This window comes from Mesorhizobium opportunistum WSM2075 (assembly GCF_000176035.2).
GTDB lineage: Bacteria > Pseudomonadota > Alphaproteobacteria > Rhizobiales > Rhizobiaceae > Mesorhizobium > Mesorhizobium opportunistum.
Genome location: NC_015675.1, coordinates 3,933,112 through 3,953,144, shown reverse-complemented (window position 1 = coordinate 3,953,144; position 20,033 = coordinate 3,933,112). Strand labels below are relative to the sequence as shown.

Sequence of the window (20,033 nt, the reverse complement as noted above, 5' to 3'; positions counted from 1 at the left end):
ACTCTTTATATCACGACGGAGAGATTTCATGACCCGGACCATCGTCGCCTCGGCGACACGAGAAATCATCATCGGCTTCGACCAGCCCTTCTGCGTGATCGGCGAGCGCATCAACCCGACCGGCCGCAAGAAGCTCGCCGCCGAAATGATCGCCGGTAATTTCGAGACCGTCATCAAGGACGCGCTGGAACAGGCCGCTTGCGGCGCCACAATGCTCGACGTCAATGCCGGCGTGACCGCTGTCGACCCCAACGCGACCGAGCCGGCGCTGCTGGTGCAGACGCTGGAGATCGTCCAGGGCCTCGTCGACCTGCCGCTGTCGATCGACTCCTCCGTCACCGCCGCGATCGAAGCGGCGCTCAAGGTCGCCAAGGGCCGCCCGCTGGTCAACTCCGTCACCGGCGAGGAGGAAAAGCTCGAAGCCATCCTGCCGCTGATCAAGAAGTACAATGTGCCGGTCGTTGCCATCTCCAATGACGAGACTGGCATCTCGATGGACCCGGACGTGCGTTTCGCCGTCGCCAAGAAGATCGTGCAGCGCTGTGCCGATTTCGGCATTCCGGCGCATGACGTGGTCGTCGACCCGCTGGTCATGCCGATCGGCGCGCTGGGCGATGCCGGCCGCCAGGTGTTCGCGCTGCTGCGCCGCCTGCGTGAGGAACTCAAGGTCAACACCACCTGCGGTCTGTCCAACATCTCGTTTGGCCTGCCGCATCGCCACGGCATCAACGCCGCCTTCATCCCGATGGTGATCGGCGCCGGCATGACCTCGGCGATCATGAACCCGGTGCGTCCGCAGGAAATGGAAGCCGTGCGCGGCGCCAATGTGCTCAACGGCACCGATGAGAACTGCACCAACTGGATCCGCACCTACAAGGACTACAAGCCGGCCGAAGGCGGCCATGCGGTCGCGGCGCCGACAGCGGTCAATGCGCCGGGCGAAGGCAACGGCAACGGTGGCCGCCGCCGCGGCGGTCGTGAGGCCCGGATGGGCCGGGGATAAACGAGGCACATTGAAATGGGAGACCAACGGATCTCCATAGGCAAAGTCCAACTCCTTTTACTTGGAACCCTCTCGGTTCCGGGCATCGTCATTTTTTGCGTAACCCGATTCTTGGTTTTCCCTGAGAAGCAGGATTTTGTTTTGTTTTCTGCCGGCATTCTAAAATGGGGACCTTATATCCTCTACATGGACGTCCTGCTTTTTTCACTCTTCGTCGTATGGGCACTTAGAGTACCCGAATTCCTTCCGCTACACGTGAGATATACTAGGAATTTCGTCAGATTTTTCTTTGCTTTCAATCTTGTAGCGTTTGCTGCTCTTACCGCCTATTTCAAGCTAACAATCGACAGTACGGGCGGCTAAACGACAAGCGATGAATTCACCTGCAAACATCACCGATCCGCTCGTGCTGTTCATGCCGTCGGGCAAGCGCGGGCGGTTTCCTGTCGGCACGCCGGTTCTGGATGCCGCGCGCCAGCTTGGCGTCTATGTCGAAAGCGTGTGCGGTGGGCGCGCAACGTGCGGACGCTGCCAAGTCGAGGTGCAGGAAGGCAATTTCGCCAAGCACAAGATCGTCTCGTCCAACGACCACATTTCGCCCAAGGGTCCGAAGGAAGAGCGCTACGAGCGCGTGCGCGGCCTGCCCGAACGGCGCCGCCTCTCCTGCTCGGCGCAGATTCTCGGCGACCTCGTCATCGACGTACCGCAGGATACGGTCATCAATGCGCAGACCATCCGCAAGGACGCCGACACCAGGGTGATCGCCCGCGATACGGCGATCCGCATGTGCTATGTCGAGATCGAAGAGCCCGACATGCACAATCCATCAGGCGACCTCGATCGGCTCAAGATCGCGCTGATGAAAGACTGGGGCTTCAAAAACCTCGAATTCGATTTCTACCTGCTGCCGCAGGTGCAGGGCATATTGCGCAAGGGCAACTGGACCGCCACGGCCGCCATCCACAAGGATGCCGACAGCGACATCGCGCGGGTCATCGCGCTGTGGCCGGGCCTCAAGAACGAGGCCTATGGTCTCGCCTGCGATATCGGCTCGACCACCATCGCCATGCACCTGGTGTCGTTGCTGTCCGGCCGCGTCGCCGCCTCGTCGGGCACGTCGAACCCGCAGATCCGCTTCGGCGAGGATCTGATGAGCCGTGTCTCCTACGTGATGATGAACCCGGACGGCCGCGAAGGCATGACGGTCGCCGTGCGTGAGGCGATCTCCAGCCTCGTCGACAAGGTCTGCGCGGAAGGCAACGTCCAGCGTAACGACATCCTGGATTCCGTCTTCGTCGGCAATCCGATCATGCACCATCTGTTCCTCGGCATCGACCCGACCGAACTCGGTGGCGCCCCCTTCGCGCTCGCCGTCTCCGGAGCGGTGCGCATCAAAGCCTCCGACATCGGCCTGAAGCTCAACCAGGGCGCCCGGCTCTACATGCTGCCTTGCATCGCCGGCCATGTCGGCGCCGACGCGGCGGCGGTGACACTGTCGGAAGGCCCGCACCGCCAGGACGAGATGATGCTGATCGTCGATGTCGGCACCAATGCAGAGATCGTGCTCGGCAACCGCGCGCGGGTCGTGGCCGCCTCTTCTCCGACCGGTCCCGCCTTCGAAGGTGCTGAAATCTCCGGCGGCCAGCGAGCCGCCCCCGGCGCCATCGAGCGCGTGCGTATCGATCCGGAGACGCTGGAGCCAAAATACCGCGTCATCGGCTCCGAACTGTGGTCCGACGAACCGGGCTTCCTCGACAGTGTGCAGGCGACCGGCGTCACCGGCATCTGCGGCTCCGGCATCATCGAGATCGTGGCCGAGATGTATCTCGCCGGCATCATTTCCGAGGATGGCGTCGTCGACGGATCGTTGGCCGCGCGCTCACCGCGGGTCGTCGCCAATGGCCGCACCTTCTCCTATGTGCTGAAGGAAGGCTCTGCGTCAAAGGAAGATGGGCCCAAGATAACCATCACCCAGACCGACGTGCGCGCGATCCAACTCGCCAAGGCGGCGCTCTATGCCGGCACCAAGCTGTTGATGGAAAAGCAGAACACCGAGCATGTCGACCGCATCCACTTCGCTGGCGCCTTCGGTTCCTTCATCGACCCGAAATACGCCATGGTGCTGGGCCTGATCCCCGATTGCGATCTCGACAAGGTCTCGGCCGTCGGCAACGCCGCCGGCGCCGGTGCGCGCATGGCGCTGCTCAATCGCGGCTATCGCCGCGAGATCGAGGAGACGGTGAGCCAGATCGAGAAGATCGAGACCGCGCTGGAGCCGAAATTCCAGGAGCATTTCGTCTACGCCATGGCGCTGCCCAACAAGGTCGATCCGTTCCCGAAATTGTCGGCGGCGGTGAAACTGCCGCCACGCAAGACGGTCAGCGAGGATGGCGTCGCCGGCGACACCACACCGCGCCGGCGCTCACGCGAAGGCCACGCGGCAAGGCGCGGCCGCGAATAGGCCGCGCCCTTACGCATTCAATTCATTTGTATGCAAATGTTTCCGGATCGCCAAATCCGGAAACCAAACCGCTGTTTTCGCGAAATCAATCCGATACATGGCAGGCGCATTTACCCGGCATCGCACGGCGGCCAAGGACAAACCCTCGGCCGCCGCTGCTCTTCAAGGGAGATGAAAATGTCGATGTTCGAAAATCTCGGCCGCTTCGGTGCGACCATCAGGCAGGCCCACGCCAGGAACAAGGCGACCCGCGCGCTGAACAGCCTGCCGGCGCATGTCCAGAAGGACATTGGTTGGCCGGCATCGCCGCAGAATGACCCGCAGGCCGCGCTCACCTCGCTGCTTCTGGGTACGCCACGCTGATGACCTTCGCCGACAAATGCAAATTGCTCGGCATCCGCCGGAGACCTCGCATGTCCCCGGCGGCCACCAGCAACCGATTGCGCGCAGCACTCTTGCCGCGCCGCTGACCGCGCTGCTTATCGCGGTTCAGCGTCCATGCGGGCGGATCACACCACCGTGTGGCACACGGCGTAAATCTTGACATTTTCGGCCAGCACCCGATCTTCAAAAAAGAGAGGAATTCTCTTAGTCGGCTGCCGCCGAAGTTCGTGTATCCGCATGCCAAGTTTGAAAAGCCACGTTGTTTCCTTCGTGCTCAGGCACAGCCGCAAGAAGGCGTTTTCCAGCCCGGAAAACCTGCAGCGCTGGATCGCGGCCGCGCGCAAAACCGAAGATCATCATCCGCCGGCCTCGCTGCAGCAGCGCCTCAACATCCAGACAAGTACCGTCGACGGCTTTCCGGTCTACGAGATCGCCCCCAAGGCCGGTGAGCGAAAGCGGATTCTCTACCTGCACGGCGGCGCCTATGTCTTTGAAATCACGCCGTATCATTGGCACCTGATTGCCGACATGGCCGACCGTCTGGGCTATGCCGTCACCGTGCCGATCTATCCCATCGCTCCCGAGCATGACTTCCACGCCATGTTCGGCATGGTTGGCGACGTCTATCGCCGGATGCTCGACGAGACCGACCCTGAGGACATCGTCTTCATGGGCGATTCCGCCGGTGGCAACATGGCTGTGGTGCTGACCATGATGGCGGCCGAACAGGGTCTGCCGCCGCCATCGCGCCATGTTCTGATTTCACCAGGGCTCGACGTTTCGCTTGCAAACCCCGAAGTTTTCGAAGCGGAGAGGAACGATCCCTGGTTGGGCATTGCCGGCGGACGGGAGGCGATCCGGCTCTACAGTGCCGGAATGCTTCCCACCGACTGGCATATCAGTCCGGTTTATGGCGATCTCTCGGTGTTGCCCAAGACATTGCTTCTGACGGGCTCGCGCGATCTCCTCACACCCGACAATCTGATCTTCGCGCAAAAAGCGCGCGCAGCCGGCGTTGATGTCGAGCTCGTGTACGAGGAAGGCATGTTTCATGTCTGGCCGCTGATCGACATGCCGGAATCGCGCCGCGCGCGCCAGCACATCGTCACGTTCCTCAACGACGTCGGTGCACCGATCAGCCAAGGCACCAGAACAAGCTTCGAAGCTCCCTCCGCCGAGGCGGCGGAGTAGCGCTTTCAGTCCCACACGCTGGCGGATCAGAACTTGCCGGTTTCCCGGAACACTTCGAAGGTGGCACGGATGTGGTCGGCGACAGCCTTGACCGGAGCGCTGGCGTCCGGCGCCACCACCATGGCCAGATTGTAAGTGCCGATGTCGGGCATGCCGTCCTTCGGGCAGAGTTCGACCATGTCGTTGCCGAGGAAGGACTTCGGCAGCGGCGCCACGGCGAGGTCGGACATGATGGCGGCCCGCTGGCCGGCCGTATGGGCGCTCATATAGGCAATGCGGTAATTGCGCCCTTCGCGGCTCAGCGCTTCGAGCGCGCCGGCGCGCCAGGCGCAGCCCTCTTCCCATAGCGACACCGGCAAGGGCTCGCGCAGATGCGCGCAGCCGCCCTTGGCGCCGGCCCATACGATCGGCTCGGTCAAGAGCACCTCGGCGCCGAGCGCGCTGGTCTTGTAGGAATTGGTCAGGAGCGTGATGTCGAGCGCGCGGTCGTCCATGCGCCGGCGCAGGTTGCTGCTCTGGTCGATGGTGACGTCGACCGCGATCGAGGGATGCGACTGCGCGAAGCGCTTCAGCACATGCGGCAGCACGCGCTCGCCATAGTCATCCGGCGAACCGAGCCGCACCACGCCGACGATATCGGGGATGATGAACTTCGACACCACCTCGCGGTTGATCGACAACAGCCGGCGGGCATAGCCCAGCAGCATCTCGCCGTCCGTGGTGAGCGTCACCGAACGCGCGTCGCGCGCGAACACCGAGCGGCCGAGAATGTCTTCCAGCTTCTTGATCTGCATCGACACCGCGGACGGCGTGCGGAAGACGGCGTTGGCGGCGGTGGTGAAGCTGCCGGTCTCGGCAATCGCCACGAAAGTGCGCAAAACGTCGAGATCGAGCAGCGGCAGCGGATGATTGAGTGGGGCGTTCATGGCGATCGACCTTCAATTTTTCTGATACAAAGCATCATTCCATTTCGTTTGATTGAACATCAGTTTGGGAGGATAGTCAATCTTGTCGAAGCAGGATGCTGCCAGATGCAATCATGAAACCAACACGACACAGATCCGCATTCGACATGAAATGAAGCTGAAACAGACATGACGTAACCAGCCACTGCCTGGCACCCCTGTCCGGCACATAAGGGAGAATGAAATGTCTATCCTGTCGTCCCTCGGCCGCATCGCGACCGAATTCAGCGAGGCCCGTGCCCGCTACCAGACCGAACGTGCCATCCGTTCCCTGCCGATCGAACTGCAAAAGGATATTGGCTGGCCTGAAGCCTCCGACGCCAAGGCCGGTATTCGCAACGGCATCGGATCCTGGGCTGGAGCAAAGTAAATCGTGTGTATCAAATGCTGAAGGCCTGCCGCGCCACCCGCCCGGCAGGCCTTCTCTATTTTATTTGCATTCAAATGAATTCACGAGCCATGCTGCCGCTGCATGGCGCATATGAACAAGCCGCATAGCATCCCGAATTTTGAACTAACCGGCTGTAAACAATAATAGATTCTGAGCATCATGCCCAAATTTGTCGCATCTGATGTCGCTTTTCATATCAAGCGCTTCGCTTTTGCGATTTAGTTTCTGCTTACACAAGCCTATATCACCGCCAGCAAACGAGCTGCCCCACTCCATCAAGCGAAGGCGACCCGTCTGAGCAACCGAATGGAGATGATCATGAAGCTTTTTGCCCGCCTCTTCGCCCGCCGCGAAATGAACCTGACGACCGCTCTCGAGCGTCAGCGCCTCGCCAACACCATGCCCGGCCAGACCGGCGCCATGGCTGCTGCACGCCTCGGCTTCGTCGCCTGAAGATTTCTTCGGGGCAGCGCGTCCCTGCCGCTGCTCCCATGACTGCAACGCCGCCCGGCCTTGGCCGAGGCGGCGTTTTTGTTTCCACCTCACCCGCTCCCGCGGGGTTCATCGATCGCATTGCCCATTTGCGACCCATGTCGCAAATTTAATCGCGTCCAGGCGGCATAGCCGATTGACAAGCATGGCTTTTCCTGATGACGCTATGCTATTCGCGACATCCTGTTCGCGTCATGGCTGTGTGAGGTTCCCTTGAACGCCGTAAAGCATCCGATCAAGCGATCGTTTGTGTTCTTTCTTGTCCCCGACTTCACCATGATCGCTTTTGCGACCGCGCTCGACCCGCTGCGTTCGGCCAACCGCATGCTCGGTTACGAGGCCTATCGCTGGCGCCTGGCCAGCATCGACGGCAAGCCGGTGCGCGCCTCCAACGGTGTCGAATGCGCCGTCAACACCTCGCTCGAGGAGGAGCGCAAGAAGATGGCGGGTCCTGAACGGCCCAACATGGCCATCGTCTGCAGCGGCATCGATGTCGAGCGCTACCATAACAAGTCGGCCTTCGCCTGGCTGCGCGAAGAGTACAATCGCGGTGTCGCCGTCGGCGGCCTGTGCACCGGCGCGCATATCCTCGCCGCCGCCGGTCTGCTGTCCAACAAGCGCTGCGCCATTCATTGGGAAAACCTGCCGGGCTTTTCCGAGGCGTTTCCCAAGGCCAATGTCTTTGCCGACCTCTTCGAGATCGACCAGAACATCTACACCTGCGCCGGCGGCACCGCAGCACTCGACATGATGCTGAAGCTGATCGGCGACGATTTCGACGAGAGCCTCGTCAACCGCGTCTGCGAGCAGGTGCTGACCGACCGCGTGCGCAGCCCGACCGACCGCCAGCGCCTGCCGCTGCGTGCCCGCCTCGGCGTGCAGAACTCGAAAGTGCTGACCATCATCGAGCTAATGGAAGGCAACCTCTCCGAGCCGCTGTCGCTGATCGAGATCGCCGACCATGTCGACCTGTCGCGGCGCCAGATCGAGCGCCTGTTCCGCACCGAGATGGGCCGCTCCCCTGCCCGCTACTACCTGGAAATCCGGCTCGACCGCGCCCGGCACCTGCTGATCCAGTCGTCGATGCCGGTGGTCGAGGTGGCTGTCGCCTGCGGCTTCGTCTCGGCCTCGCATTTCTCCAAATGCTACCGCGAGCTTTACGCCCGCTCGCCGCAGCAGGAGCGCGTCGACCGCAAGCAGCTGCTGGCCGCCTGACCCGCAATTCCGCCGGTCAGGCCTCGGTCGGCTACGCCTGCGCCGTCCGCATCGCCTCGACGCGGATATCCTCGGTCAGCCGCGCCTTCAGCGCGGAGAATTCCGGACTGGTTTTGAGCGTGTAATAGCGCGGATGCGGGAGGTCGATGGCGACATCCGACTTGATGCTGCCGGGCCGCGCCGTCATCACGATCACCCGCGAGGCCATGAAGATCGCCTCCTCGATGTCGTGGGTGACGAACAGCACCGTCTTCTTGCGCCGTTCCCAGATGCCGAGCAGCAATTCCTGCATCAGCCCGCGCGTCTGGTTGTCGAGCGCGCCGAACGGCTCGTCCAGCAACAGGATCTCGGGATCGTTGGCCAGCGCCCGGGCAATCGCCGTGCGCTGCTGCATGCCGCCGGAAAGCTGCTTCGGCCAATGGTTCTCGAACCCTTTCAGCCCGACGAGATCGACATAGGAAGCGACGACCCCGTCGCGCTCCTTTTGCGCCGTGCCGCGTTTGCGCAGGCCGAAGGCGATATTCTCGGCCACCGTCAGCCACGGAAACAGCGTGTAGGACTGGAAGACCATGCCGCGATCCGGTCCCGGTCGCGTCACCGCCTTGCCGTCGAGCAGCACACGGCCTTCGCTCGGCGCTTCGAGGCCAGCGACGATCCTAAGCAATGTCGATTTTCCGCAGCCGGACGGCCCCAGAATGGTGATGAAGTCGTTGGCGGCAACCGCCATGTCGACCGGCATCAGCGCCCTGACCGGCTGTCCGCCGCGCACGCCTGCAAAGGTGCGCGAAACGCCCTCGATAAGAAGCTTGCTCACGCCAGGCTCCACGGAAAGAGCCAGCGGTTGAACGCCTTGAAGGCAAAATCGGACAACAGCCCGATCAGCCCGATGACGATGATGCCGAAGATGATCTGCCCGGTCGCCAGCCGCGACTGGCTGTTGATGATCATATAGCCGATGCCCGACGACGAGCCGATCAGCTCGGCGACGATGACATAGGTCCAGGCCCAGCCGAGCACCAGCCGCAGCGTCTCGGCGATTTCTGGCGCATTGGCCGGCATGATCACCCGTTTGACGATGCCGTTGTTGGTCGAGCCCAGCGTATAGGCGGCTTCGACCAGGTCGCGCCGCGTCGACCCCACCTTGACGGCAATGATCAGGATGATCTGGAACACCGAGCCGACGAAGATGACGAGCAGTTTTTCCAGTTCACCGATGCCGGCCCACAGGATGAGCAGCGGAATGAAGGCGGATGCCGGCAGATAGCGGGCGAAGGAGACGAAAGGTTCGAGAAACGCCTCCACCGGCTTCCAGGCGCCCATCGCGATGCCGATCGGCACGGCAACGACCGACGCCAGCACAAAACCGCCGAAGACCCGCCAGATGGTGATCAATATGTCGAGCCAGAAACGGTCCTCGACCAGCAGCCGCCAGCCGTCTCGCAGCATTGACAGCGGGTCGGCGAGGAAGATGCGGTTGACGTGCCCGCCAAGTGTGATCCACGCCCAGAACGCCACAAACAGCACGAAGAAGGAAATGCCGAGCACGGTTCGGAGGCCCGGCGCGACCGGATGCAGGGGGCGCATCGTCAGATCGTCCGCATCGTCATTTCGTCCCCATGCTCAAATTTGTCCGTGGGAAAGCGGCGGCGCCAGGCGCCGTCGCTTCATGGGCAAAGGCTGTTCGTCAGTTCGCCACCGCGCTGGTGTCGGCCAACGTCCCGACGTCGGGCGCTTCCTTGATCAGCCCCATCTGCAGCAGCAGATCGCCGGCGGTCTTGGAAAAATCCTGGAATTCCTTGGTGAAGAACTGCTTGTTTTCGGCCTTGTCGGCCCATTTCAGGTACTTCGCCGAATCCTCGAATTCCTTGGCAGACTGTTTCACATCGGCGCCCATGATCTCGTAGGATCTCTGCGGATCCTTCTTGATCAGGTCGAGCGCCTCGAAATAGCTGTCGGCGAGCGCCTTGGCGGCATCCGGGTTGGCCTTGAGGAATTCCGGCGTGCAGCCGACCGTGTCGAGGACCATCGGATAGTCGAGCGTGGTCGCCAGGATATGGCCTTGGTCGGCCTTGTCGCGCACCGCCGAGATGAACGGCTCATAGGTGACCGCGGCATCGTTCTGGCCGGCAAGGAAGGCTTGCGCCGCCGCGTCCGGCTCAAGGTTGACGACGGTGACATCCTTGGTCGACATGCCGTTCTTGTTCAGGACCCAGGCGAGCATGAAATAGGGTGACGTGCCCGGCGCCGAGGACGCGACATTCTTGCCCTTGAGATCGGCGACGGTCTTGATGTCGTTGCGCACGACGATGCCGTCGGCGCCGTAGGATTTGTCGAGCTGGAAGATCTGCTTGGTGGTCACCCCGCTGGCGTTCCACACCAGCCAGGTCTCGACCGTGGTGGCGGCGCATTGCAGGTCGCCGCTGGCGATGGCGAGCGGACGGCTGGCCTGCGGCACCTTCTTCAAGGTCACGTCGAGGCCGTGTTTCTCGAAGAGGCCTGCCTGCTTGGCAAGCGTCAGCGGCGCGAAGCCGGTCCAGCCGCTGATGCCGATGGTGACCGACGTGGCGGCCATCACCGGCGCGGACAGGCCGGCGGCAAGTGTCAATGTTGCGGCGAAAATGGCGATTCTGTTCATGTCGGTTCCCCTTTTGTTTCTCTTGGGGGAAATAGTTCACAGACACCGGCGACCTTGTCAATCAACAGCATGGTGAAGCGCGTGTCGGGTTGGCCTGAGACACGCAGCCGGCCCGGCAGCCAAATGACCCAATGGCTACCTGCTGCCTGAATCCAGGATATTTTAACCGTCGCAGACGCACTCGGCGGACGAGATGCGATCGTTCCAGTTGCCTCCGAGATAGCGGGCTCTGCGGCCGATCTCTATCGAACGGCCGCCCATCCGCGTATCCTCATAGGCCACGAGCGTGCAGCCGCGGCTGACGAACACCGAAGAAACACGATCGTTCCAGAACTGACCACCGCGAAAGCTCACCGAATCGTCGGGCGCCATTTCGATCGACCGCCCGCGAAAATTCGCGTGCTCGAACATGACGCAGGCCGGCTGGTCGTTGTATTGGGCGCTGGCGCCATCTGCAAAAAGCACGGACGCGACAGCTGTCAGGACGGCAAGGCGCTTCATCTGATGTTTCCTCGGTTCGACCGTGGCCCCCACCGGCTGGATAGCGCGGGCCGATCAGTTTGCCAATGCCTCCTCCCACCTGCGCCTGGGTCTCTAGCGGCTGTCCGGCATCCAGCTCCGGTTGCGCCACATTTTCTCGCCGATCTGGCAATCGCTGGCGGGCTTTTCCTGCGCCAGCACGACTGGCGGACGATCCGCCTTCTCGGCCGCCCATTGCGGTGACGCCGGGCCGGCAAGCTCCAGCACCAGTTTGCGGCGGATGGCTTCGGGAAATTGCGTCCAGTCGTTGACCGGGATCATGAAGGCTCCCGGGCCGCCGATGACGCAGTCGCTGTAGTAGCGGTCGAGATCGTTGACGTCGTAGGCGCCGGAAAAGCCGCCGCGGGTCATCAGCGGCAGGCCGTTGATGACGATGCCTTGCCTGACCACCCTGTCACGGGTGAGGTTGACCGGCGCGCCCTGGTTGTTGGGCCCGTCGCCGGAAATGTCGATGACCCGCTTGGTCCCCTGGTAGCCGCTTTCGGCGAAAAGGTCGCTGCCGAACTCCAGCGCGCCGGATATCGAGGTGCGCCGCGCGCTGTCGGGCGGATGCGCCGACATTTGTGCGACCACCCGCTCGGCATCGTCACGGTTGGCGATGACCGTCCAAGGCACGATGACACGCTGCCAGCTGGTGCCGGCCCATTCGACATAGGTGACGGCGATCTTGCCATAGGAGCCATTGGCGATCGCCTGCAATACATTGTCATGTGTCAGCGCCGCTGCGTAGCCATGGCGCTGGATTTCGAGCTCGTCCGCCGACATCGACAGCGAGACATCGACCGCCAGCACCAGCTCGACATCGACCGGCTCGTCCGCGCGCGATCCCGGCGTCAGCCAGAGCGTCAGTGCCAGCGCGGCGCAGCCGGAAAGCAGATGTCTTGCACACGGGAAAGCAGACATGCCGCAAGGGTAAGCGAAAACCGCTCGGTTAAAAAGACAAAAGCCCGGCTCGAAGGCCAGGCTTTTGCAATCGCTCCGTTCTGCCCGGCAATCAGCTGCGCGGCTTCAGATTCTCCGGATCATAGAGCGGCTTGTAACCGACAGCCGCGACTTCGACTGGGTATGTCTCGCCGAAATATTCGACAGCCAGCTTGCGGCCTTCCTGGGCATATGCCCAGGGCAGATAGGCGAGCGCGATGTTCTTGCCGATGGTCGGGCCGTAGGCGACCGAGGAAGTGAAGGACCGGCGGCCGAGATCGTCGACCAGCGTTTCGCCCGTCTCGGGGTCCATCACCGGCATGATGCCGAGGGGATAGCGGGCGACGCCCTTGGAATCGGTGTTCTCGGTCATCACCAGCGTGCACAGCATGGCCGGCTGGTGCTCGCGGGCGCGGTATTCCAGATGCTTGGCCCTGCCGCAGAAATCATTCTCCTTGACCTTCGGACGCGCGAGATCGGCTTCGAGCAGATTGTACTCGGTCAAGAGGTCGGCGTTCTGCAGTCGCAGGCTCTTTTCCATGCGGCGCGTGTTGGCATAGGTCTCGACGCCGAACGGCATCACGCCGGTCGAGCGCAGCGCATCCCAGACGGCGAGACCGTCCTCGTAGCGCATGTGCAGTTCCCAGCCCTGCTCGCCGACATAGGAGATGCGGAAGGCGGTGACGTCCTTGCCGCCGATCCTGACCGGCTTGATCGCCGCGAACGGAAAATTCTCGAGCGAAAGACCCTCGGGGTTCTCGACCACTTTCTGCAGGGTGGCACGGGCATTCGGACCCCAGATGCCGATGGTGACGAATTTCTCCGTCACGTCGGTGATGGTGACATCAAAACCTTTGTCCTGCGCTGTGCGGCGCATGTACTGGAAGTCGCGCGGGCCGGCGTCCGCGCCGTCGATCAAACGACAGCGGTCCGCCATGCGGATGACGGTGAAGTCGGCGCGCACCATGCCTTCCTCATCGAGGAAGTGGGTGTAGATGCCCTTGCCGATATTGTTGTCACCGCCGATCTTGGCCGCGCAAAGCCACTCCAGCAACGCGACGTGGTCGGGTCCCTCGATGTCATACATCGAGAAATGCGACAGGTTGACGATGCCGCAATCCTCGCTCATCGCCAGATGTTCGGCGTTGGAGACACGCCAGAAATGGCGATTGTCCCATTCGTTCTCGCGCACCGGCACGCGGTTGCCGTATTTCTCCAGCAGATGCTCGTTGGCGGCATAGCCGTGAGCACGCTCCCATCCGCCCAGTTCCATGAAGTAGCCGCCGAGCTCCTTCTCGCGCTCCCAGAACGGCGAACGCCTGATGTTGCGGGCCTTGGAAAACGGCTCGCGCGGATGCACCGCGGGATTGTAAACCTTCATCGCCGTTTCGGTGCAGCGGTCCCAGATGAACTGTTCCTTCGTCTGGTGCGGATAGAAGCGCGCATAGTCGATGGCGTGGTGGTCGATTTCCGTGCGGCCGTCCGTCATCCAATCGGCGATCAGCTTGCCCATGCCGGGGCCGTCCTTGACCCAGATGGCGACCGCATACCAGAGCCCCCTCACCTTCTGGCTTTCGCCCATCGACGGTCCGCCATCGGCCGTCACCTGCAAGAGGCCGTTGAAGGAATGGCTTTCATTGTAGCCGAGTTCGCCCAGGATCGGCGTCAGTTCCATGGCGCGCTCGAGCGGTGCCAGGATCTGCTCCATGTCGAGGTCGCGCTGCGATGGCGATAGCCGGGCCTGGTCCTTCTCAAGCAGGTCGCGCGGATGGCAGAGGCGCGGATTGTTTTCTTCGTAATAGCCCCACTCGATCTGGCCGCCCTCGGCGGTCTTGGGATCGCCGGTGTCGCGCATGTAGGCCGAGTTGCCCTGGTCGCGCAGCAGCGGCCAGCCGATCTCCTTGCCGGTGCCGGCGAACTCATTATAGGGACCGAAGAAGGTCAGCGGATGGTCGATTGGCATGACCGGCAGATCCTCGCCGACCATTTCCGCGATCAGACGGCCCCAGATACCGGCGCAGACGATGACATAATCGGCTTCGATGGTGCCGCGATCGGTCACCACGGCGCTGATCCGGCCGTCCTTGACGACGAGCGACCTGGCCGGCGTGTTGGCGAAGGATTTGAGCTTGCCCGAAGCTTCCGCCTGGTCGACCAGCTTGCCGGCGACAGTCTGCGAACGCGGGATCACCAGGCCCGCATCGGGATCCCAGAGCCCGCCCTGCACCATCCCTTCTTCGATCAGCGGGAATTTTTCCTTGATCTCGGCCGGTTCGATCAGGCGTGCACGTGTGCCAAAAGCCTTCGCAGAAGCGATCTTGCGCTTGATCTCGCCCATGCGGCCGTCGTCGCCGACGCGCGCGACTTCAAGGCCGCCGATGCGCGCATAGTGGCCCATCTTCTCGTAGAAATCGATGGAATAAAGCGTCGTCCAGCAGGACAGGAAGTCGTGGCTGGTCGTGTAGCAGAAGTCGGAGGCATGCGCGGTGGAACCGATATCGGTCGGGATGCCCGACTTGTCGATGCCGACGATGTCGTCCCATCCACGCTCGATCAGATGATGGGCGATCGACGCGCCGACGATGCCGCCGAGGCCTATGATGACGACCTTCGCCTTTTTCGGAAACTCTGCCATTGCCCGCGACTCCAAAAGCGTTTGCGGGCAGCGTCGGCGCCCGTTTGATCGGCGCACAATATGCAGGCGACAGCGACCACGCTACCGCCTGTTTGCGACACGCCGCTGGTGCGGCGCGACCCCTACATGATCTGGAGAATCGTGATCCTCAGGCGAAGGCCCAGACATCCTCGGCCTGGAACCCGACCTGGTAGCCCGCCGTCTTCAGCTTGACCACGACCTGGCCGATCTCCGAGGCCGGCAGTGCGCCGACCTCGACCTTGATCATGCCCGGACGATAGCGCTTGAGATCGAGCTGTTCGAAGACGACCCAGTCGGCGCCTTCGCAATCGACGAGGAAGGCGTCGATATGGCTGATGCCGTTGCGATCGAGCAGCGTCTGCAGCGTTTCCGACGGCACCTCGATATCCCGAAGGTGCGGTGCGAACTTGTTGAAGTTGGCGTCGGCCTCGCCCCAGGCATTCTTGCCCGACATCAGATTGGTGTCGGTGACCGACGAGCAGCCGATGAACTCGATCGGCAGCGTGCCGGCTTCGAGCGCCGCGGCATCGAAAGTGTGAACGGTGATCGTGCCCTTGGCTTTTGTGACAGCCACGGGCTCGATGATGAAGCGGCCCGTGTCGGGATAGTTGGCGCGCAGCCGCTTCTGATTGTACGGGATCGGCTCGACCAGCATGGCGCGCGCGCCGGCAATCCTGTGCAGCCAAGGCGTCACGTCATCGAACAGCGCGCCGTCGCAGGCGCCGACATTGACCATCTGGAACGGCCGTCCTGCCCCGCCGAAGCGTGCTTTCAGCGCCGCCTTGGCGAGGAATTTCGTGCCGCGCAGCGACGGTCCGCGATCGAGCAGACCTGCCGGAAGACCGAGCGACAGCGCGATGCGTACCAGGCTGGATAGCGAACTCATGGCTTGTCTCCGGGAACGATTTGCAGCGCCTCGCGATGCTGGCTGCGGGCAATAGCTGCCCACAGTGCCATGAACGGCGTTGCCAGCAGCAGGAATGGCGGGATCAGATGCGGGAAATAGATCCGCGTGTCGTGGATCGGGAAGACGGTGAACTTCGCCAGCGCGCCAAGCACCAGTGCGGCGAACAGGATGCCGGCACGGCGGTCGAGTTGGAAGCCGGCACGGCTCGCCGCATACCAGCCCGCCAGCGCCAGCACCGAAACGCCGACCCAGCTGTTCAAATTGACGGCGCGCAGCAGCGACGCGGCGAACGCCCTGAGATAGGCGATGACCGAGAAGGCCGGCTCGAACCCGTCCATATTATAGTGCTGTTCGATGCTGGAGAACCAAAGATGCGGCCACCAGCCGGGATGATGGGCCCAGTGCGAAATGGCGAAATAGGCAACGAAAGACGCGGCGAAGCCGGCCAGCGCGCCCCATGCCTTCTGCCGGAAGACGACCAGCAGCACCGCGAAAACAGCAAGGAAAACAATATTGTCCGGCCGCACAATGAAGGCGAGAAAGAGCAGGACCGCCGTCGCCGCCTCGCGGCCCCTGATGTAGGCGTAGAGCCCACCGAGCAGCAGCGCCGACGTCAGCAGGTCCGGCGTCGAGGCACGCGCCGCATCGCCGAAATCGGCCATGATCAGCACCGCGCCGACCACCGGCGCCAGGGCCAACGCGTTTTGCGAACGCAGCCAGAGCAGCGTGATCGCGCCGAACAGCAGCACCGAGAACACTTGCACCAGGCGCATCGCCTCGACCGGCGACATCACCGAGCTCAGCGTCGACAGGATCTCGGCATAGAGGAACTTGATCCGGTACATGCCGAGCAGCGAATGGAAGTCGGCGGCATTCTCCGTCATGTGGCTGCGGAAGCCGCCGCCATCGTCGGTCAGCGTCTTGTAGTCGCCGGCCGATACGCCGGATTTGACGGTGCTATAGGCATAGTCATGCAACGCCTGCGCATCGGGATAGGTGCCTTCCTCCGATATTGCGAGATAGGGCAGCATGTCCCAATTGGCGTCGGGCATCACCCATGCCGTGAACGCGGTCAAAAGGATGTAGAGCGCGAAGGCCGCCGCGCCGATCGGGGCTGCGAGCCTTGCATAGGTCCCCTCGCCCCACGCCAGGCCGGCCTCGGTGAGCCGGTCGAGCTGGTTTTGCGGAGCGGGCGACTTGGTCAGCATGGTCTACTCAGCGCGCTTCGTTTTAACGGACTTGGCTTTTGACGAAATCCTTCACGATTCCGGCGATGCCACGCGACAACAGGCTGTCGAAGGCATCGACGAAGCGGTCGACATGCTCGCGCTGGCAGATCAGCGGCGGCTCGAGCCGGATGACGTTACGGTTGTATTCGGTGAAGGCGACGAGCACGTCGTAGTCGCGCAGCAACAGCGCCCCAACGAAACCGGACAGCGAGCCCTTCAGCTTGTCGTCGAGCACGCTGACGATCGGGCGCAGCACCATCGGCAGGGTCTGGGAGAAGTCGTGGAACTCAAGCCCGACCATGAAGCCCTTGCCACGCACATCCTTGATGATCTTGGGATATTTGTCCTTGAGCGCTTGCAGGCGCGTGAGCAAATAATCGCCGGTGATGGCGGCGTTATCGATCAGCCCCTCGTCATAGAGCACGTTGAGGCCCTCGATCGAGGTGACGCAGGCTTCACCCATGCCGCCGAAGGTGGCCATGGCATGGATCATTGCCGTCTTCGGCGTGCCGTAGGCCTTCATGTAAACCTCGCGGCGCGCGATCATGGCGCCGACCGCGGCCTTGCCGCCACCGAGCGACTTGGCCAGTGCCGTCACGTCGGGCACCACGCCGTAATGCTCGAAGGCGTAGAACCGGCCCGAGCGGCCATAGCCGCACTGCACTTCGTCGGCAACCCACAGCACGCCGTACTGGTCGCACAGCGCGCGCAGCTTCTGCCAGTACTCGGCAGGTGCCTGAATGATGCCGCCGCCACCCTGGATGGTTTCGAGCACGATGACGCCGACCTCCGGATCGGAGCGGAACAGGCGCTCGACCGCATCGATGTCGGCAAAGGGAATGCGTACCGTATTGTCCGCCATCTTGAAGTCGGCGCGGTAGAGCTGCCCGTCGGTGATGCCGAGCACGCCCTTGGTCTTGCCGTGGAAGGAATTCTCGGCATAGACGATCTTCGGCCTCTTGGGGCCGGCGGCGCGCTCGGCGAGTTTCACCGCCGCTTCCATGGCCTCCGAGCCGGACGAGCCCAGGAACACCATGTCGAGATCGCCGGGCGAGCATTTGGCGAGGTTGTGCGCCAATGCCGCCGCATACTGCGACATGAAGGCGATGGCGATTTCCTGGCGCTTCTCCTCCTGGAATTTTTTGCGCGCCTCCAGGATGCGCGGATGGTTGTGGCCGAAGGCCAGCGACCCGAAGCCGCCGAAGAAATCGAGAATCTTGCGGCCGTTCTGGTCGATGTAGAACATGCCCTCGGCGCGCTCGATCTTGATCTTGTGGAAGCCGAGCAGCTTCATGAAATGCAGTTGGCCGGGATTGAGATGCGCCTTGAACAGGTCGGTCATTGCCGCGACGTCCATCGCCTTGGCCTGCTCGACGCTGATCAGGTCGGGCTTGGCGATGGTGGCGGGCGACAGCGCCGGCGCGTTGACCATGGTACGCGTGTTCGTCTGTTCGGGCTTGGCCATGACGGTCATTTCAATCTCCTGTCCGCGCTGACGACCATTGTCGTGCGCCATAAAACTGTTCGGCTATTCGGCGGGCACATGGTTGGTGGCGACGGCATGCCCGGCCTTCTTGGCGCGGTACTCGCTGTAGGCGGCGATCAGCATGTCTTCGTCGCGATATTGCGGCACCCAACCGAGTTGCCGCTCGGCCTTGGACACGTCGAGCACGCACTCCTCGTCCGCGATCAGATACTGCTCCGGATCCATGATCGGCATATTCATGAGATCGAGCAGATCGAGCGTGCGCTTGACCGCCCACCCCGGCGTCGGGATCAGGATCGATTTGGAGCCTGCATGCCTGATCAGGTCGCCAAGCAGCTTCTTGACCGGCGGCGGATTGAGCGAGCCGAGATTATAGGCCTCGTTCGGCACGCCGGCTTTCCAGGCCGCGCGGGCAGCTTCCGCGCAATCGAAAACTGAAATGAACTGATAGGGGTTCCTGCCCGAGCCGATCATCGGCACCGGAAAATTCCAGTCGATCAGCTTGAACAGTTTTTCCAGGATGCCGAGCCGGCCAGGCCCGATGATCAGGCGGGGGCGAAACAGCGAGATCGACATGCCGCGCATGCGCCAAACGGCTGCCAGTTCCTCGGTCTTCTGCTTCGACCAGCCATATTCGCCGAGCGGCGCGACCGGATGGTCCTCGGTCATCGGCTGGGTGACCGTGTGGCCGTAGATCATGTCGGTCGTGTAGTGGACGAGCTTGGGCGCGCCGGCTCTGTCCATGGCCTGCATGATGTGTTCGGTGCCGTTGAAATTCACCGGAAAGAAGAAATCGTGCCGCTTGGCGCGCACCTGGATCGGCGACAGCATCTTGGCCGACAGATTGTAGACCATGTCGCCGGCCTTGAGCCCGACAGCAGCGACCGACGCCGGATCGGTGACGTCGCACGTGACGAAGCGGACGTTGCGGTAATGCGCAAGGTCGCTTTTGACGATGTCGGCAACGACAACCTCTTCGCCATCGGCCACAAGCTTGGGCGCAAGGTGGCGGCCAACGAATCCGTCACCACCAAAGATAACATGTCTCATCGAACGGTCTCGCTGTGAATCCTGTCGGACGAAAGGGAAGCCGTTTCCTCTTCGTGCCCGCGACCACTTTGCGCGATCAGCACAGTGCCGACGCAGATGAAGGCGATGCCGGCGATGCGCCAGCCGTTGAGGTCCTCGCGGAAGACGAAATAGGCGAAGATGGCGACGGCGACATAGGCGAGGCTGAGGAAGGGATAAGCAAAGGAAAGCTCGACCTTGGACAGCACATAAAGATGCGAGGCCATGGAAATCACGAAGGTGCAGAGCCCCAGGAACACCCATGGGCTGAAGACGATCTGCAGCAGCTTGACCAGCGGGTTGGCACCCTCGAACGAGATCGGCCCAAGCGACATCATGCCCTGCTTCAGCATGAGCTGCGCAGCGGCATTGGTCATGACCGTAAATAGAATGAAGACGATATATTTCATGTCAGCGCGCCCGCCCCGTGACGTGGAGTAATACAAACCCCAAAAGATTTCGTGAACTCACAAGCATGTTTTGAGTAAA

The 20,033-nt window shown here is 62.3% G+C and carries 19 protein-coding genes; 7 read left to right on the top strand and 12 right to left on the bottom strand.

Annotated features, from left to right (window positions below):
* Window positions 1–28 precede the first annotated feature (28 nt).
* The 4 genes from MESOP_RS19055 to MESOP_RS19035 all read left to right on the top strand — a co-directional run bounded on the left by MESOP_RS19055 (window position 29) and on the right by MESOP_RS19035 (window position 5,039).
* A complete protein-coding gene (locus MESOP_RS19055; protein ID WP_013894975.1) occupies window positions 29–1,003 on the top strand; it encodes a methyltetrahydrofolate cobalamin methyltransferase in 975 nt (324 codons plus the stop codon).
* A 373-nt stretch (window positions 1,004–1,376) separates the two neighbouring features.
* Window positions 1,377–3,464: an ASKHA domain-containing protein gene (locus tag MESOP_RS19045; protein ID WP_013894973.1), complete on the top strand. Its 2,088-nt coding sequence runs from the start codon at window positions 1,377–1,379 to the stop codon at window positions 3,462–3,464.
* Window positions 3,465–3,641: 177 nt separating this feature from the next.
* Entirely contained in the window at window positions 3,642–3,827 is a 186-nt protein-coding gene (locus tag MESOP_RS35715) for a hypothetical protein (protein ID WP_013894972.1), read from the top strand.
* Between the two features lie 258 nt (window positions 3,828–4,085).
* Window positions 4,086–5,039 (top strand): alpha/beta hydrolase, encoded by a 954-nt coding sequence (locus tag MESOP_RS19035; RefSeq protein ID WP_013894971.1) that lies wholly within the window; start codon window positions 4,086–4,088, stop codon window positions 5,037–5,039.
* A 26-nt stretch (window positions 5,040–5,065) separates the two neighbouring features.
* Here the strand turns inward: MESOP_RS19035 and MESOP_RS19030 are convergent, their stop codons facing one another.
* The gene (locus MESOP_RS19030) at window positions 5,066–5,965 is read right to left on the bottom strand and encodes a LysR substrate-binding domain-containing protein (protein WP_013894970.1); all 900 of its coding nucleotides are present in this window, start codon (window positions 5,963–5,965) and stop codon (window positions 5,066–5,068) included.
* 223 nt (window positions 5,966–6,188) lie between these two features.
* On the opposite strand from MESOP_RS19030, the gene MESOP_RS19025 reads away from it, so the two are divergent.
* The 3 genes from MESOP_RS19025 (at window position 6,189) to MESOP_RS19020 (ending at window position 8,102) form a co-directional block, all read left to right on the top strand.
* Window positions 6,189–6,374, top strand: coding sequence for a hypothetical protein (locus MESOP_RS19025; RefSeq protein WP_013894969.1), 186 nt, complete (start codon window positions 6,189–6,191; stop codon window positions 6,372–6,374).
* A gap of 339 nt (window positions 6,375–6,713) precedes the next feature.
* Window positions 6,714–6,848 carry a hypothetical protein gene (locus tag MESOP_RS36595; protein WP_013894968.1) on the top strand — a complete coding sequence of 45 codons (135 nt, stop codon included), beginning with the start codon at window positions 6,714–6,716 and terminating at the stop codon, window positions 6,846–6,848.
* Between the two features lie 315 nt (window positions 6,849–7,163).
* The gene (locus MESOP_RS19020; RefSeq protein WP_412033919.1) at window positions 7,164–8,102 is read left to right on the top strand and encodes a GlxA family transcriptional regulator; all 939 of its coding nucleotides are present in this window, start codon (window positions 7,164–7,166) and stop codon (window positions 8,100–8,102) included.
* 31 nt (window positions 8,103–8,133) lie between these two features.
* Here MESOP_RS19020 and MESOP_RS19015 read toward each other — a convergent pair whose 3' ends face one another.
* From MESOP_RS19015 to MESOP_RS18965, 11 genes are all read right to left on the bottom strand, one after another.
* On the bottom strand, window positions 8,134–8,916 hold the full coding sequence (locus tag MESOP_RS19015) for an ABC transporter ATP-binding protein (protein WP_013894966.1): 783 nt from the start codon (window positions 8,914–8,916) through the stop codon (window positions 8,134–8,136).
* Entirely contained in the window at window positions 8,913–9,686 is a 774-nt protein-coding gene (locus tag MESOP_RS19010; RefSeq protein WP_013894965.1) for an ABC transporter permease, read from the bottom strand. Before MESOP_RS19010 ends, MESOP_RS19015 begins: the two co-directional genes overlap by 4 nt.
* 100 nt (window positions 9,687–9,786) lie before the next feature.
* Entirely contained in the window at window positions 9,787–10,737 is a 951-nt protein-coding gene (locus tag MESOP_RS19005; protein WP_013894964.1) for an ABC transporter substrate-binding protein, read from the bottom strand.
* A gap of 162 nt (window positions 10,738–10,899) precedes the next feature.
* On the bottom strand, window positions 10,900–11,238 hold the full coding sequence (locus MESOP_RS19000; protein ID WP_013894963.1) for a peptidase inhibitor family I36 protein: 339 nt from the start codon (window positions 11,236–11,238) through the stop codon (window positions 10,900–10,902).
* 93 nt (window positions 11,239–11,331) lie between these two features.
* Window positions 11,332–12,180 carry a DUF1194 domain-containing protein gene (locus MESOP_RS18995; RefSeq protein WP_013894962.1) on the bottom strand — a complete coding sequence of 283 codons (849 nt, stop codon included), beginning with the start codon at window positions 12,178–12,180 and terminating at the stop codon, window positions 11,332–11,334.
* Window positions 12,181–12,271: 91 nt separating this feature from the next.
* Window positions 12,272–14,833 carry a GcvT family protein gene (locus MESOP_RS18990; protein ID WP_013894961.1) on the bottom strand — a complete coding sequence of 854 codons (2,562 nt, stop codon included), beginning with the start codon at window positions 14,831–14,833 and terminating at the stop codon, window positions 12,272–12,274.
* Between the two features lie 148 nt (window positions 14,834–14,981).
* Complete coding sequence (locus tag MESOP_RS18985) at window positions 14,982–15,740, bottom strand: FkbM family methyltransferase (protein WP_013894960.1); 759 nt, start codon at window positions 15,738–15,740, stop codon at window positions 14,982–14,984.
* Window positions 15,737–16,969 carry a DUF2029 domain-containing protein gene (locus MESOP_RS18980; protein WP_013894959.1) on the bottom strand — a complete coding sequence of 411 codons (1,233 nt, stop codon included), beginning with the start codon at window positions 16,967–16,969 and terminating at the stop codon, window positions 15,737–15,739. The genes MESOP_RS18985 and MESOP_RS18980 overlap by 4 nt, the downstream gene beginning before the upstream one ends.
* Before the next feature lie 22 nt (window positions 16,970–16,991).
* Window positions 16,992–18,422, bottom strand: a complete 1,431-nt coding sequence (locus MESOP_RS18975) for an aspartate aminotransferase family protein (protein WP_174324800.1) — start codon at window positions 18,420–18,422, stop codon at window positions 16,992–16,994.
* A 96-nt stretch (window positions 18,423–18,518) separates the two neighbouring features.
* Window positions 18,519–19,526 carry an NAD-dependent epimerase/dehydratase family protein gene (locus tag MESOP_RS18970; protein WP_013894957.1) on the bottom strand — a complete coding sequence of 336 codons (1,008 nt, stop codon included), beginning with the start codon at window positions 19,524–19,526 and terminating at the stop codon, window positions 18,519–18,521.
* Entirely contained in the window at window positions 19,523–19,990 is a 468-nt protein-coding gene (locus MESOP_RS18965) for an EamA family transporter (protein WP_083833268.1), read from the bottom strand. Before MESOP_RS18965 ends, MESOP_RS18970 begins: the two co-directional genes overlap by 4 nt.
* Window positions 19,991–20,033 lie beyond the last annotated feature (43 nt).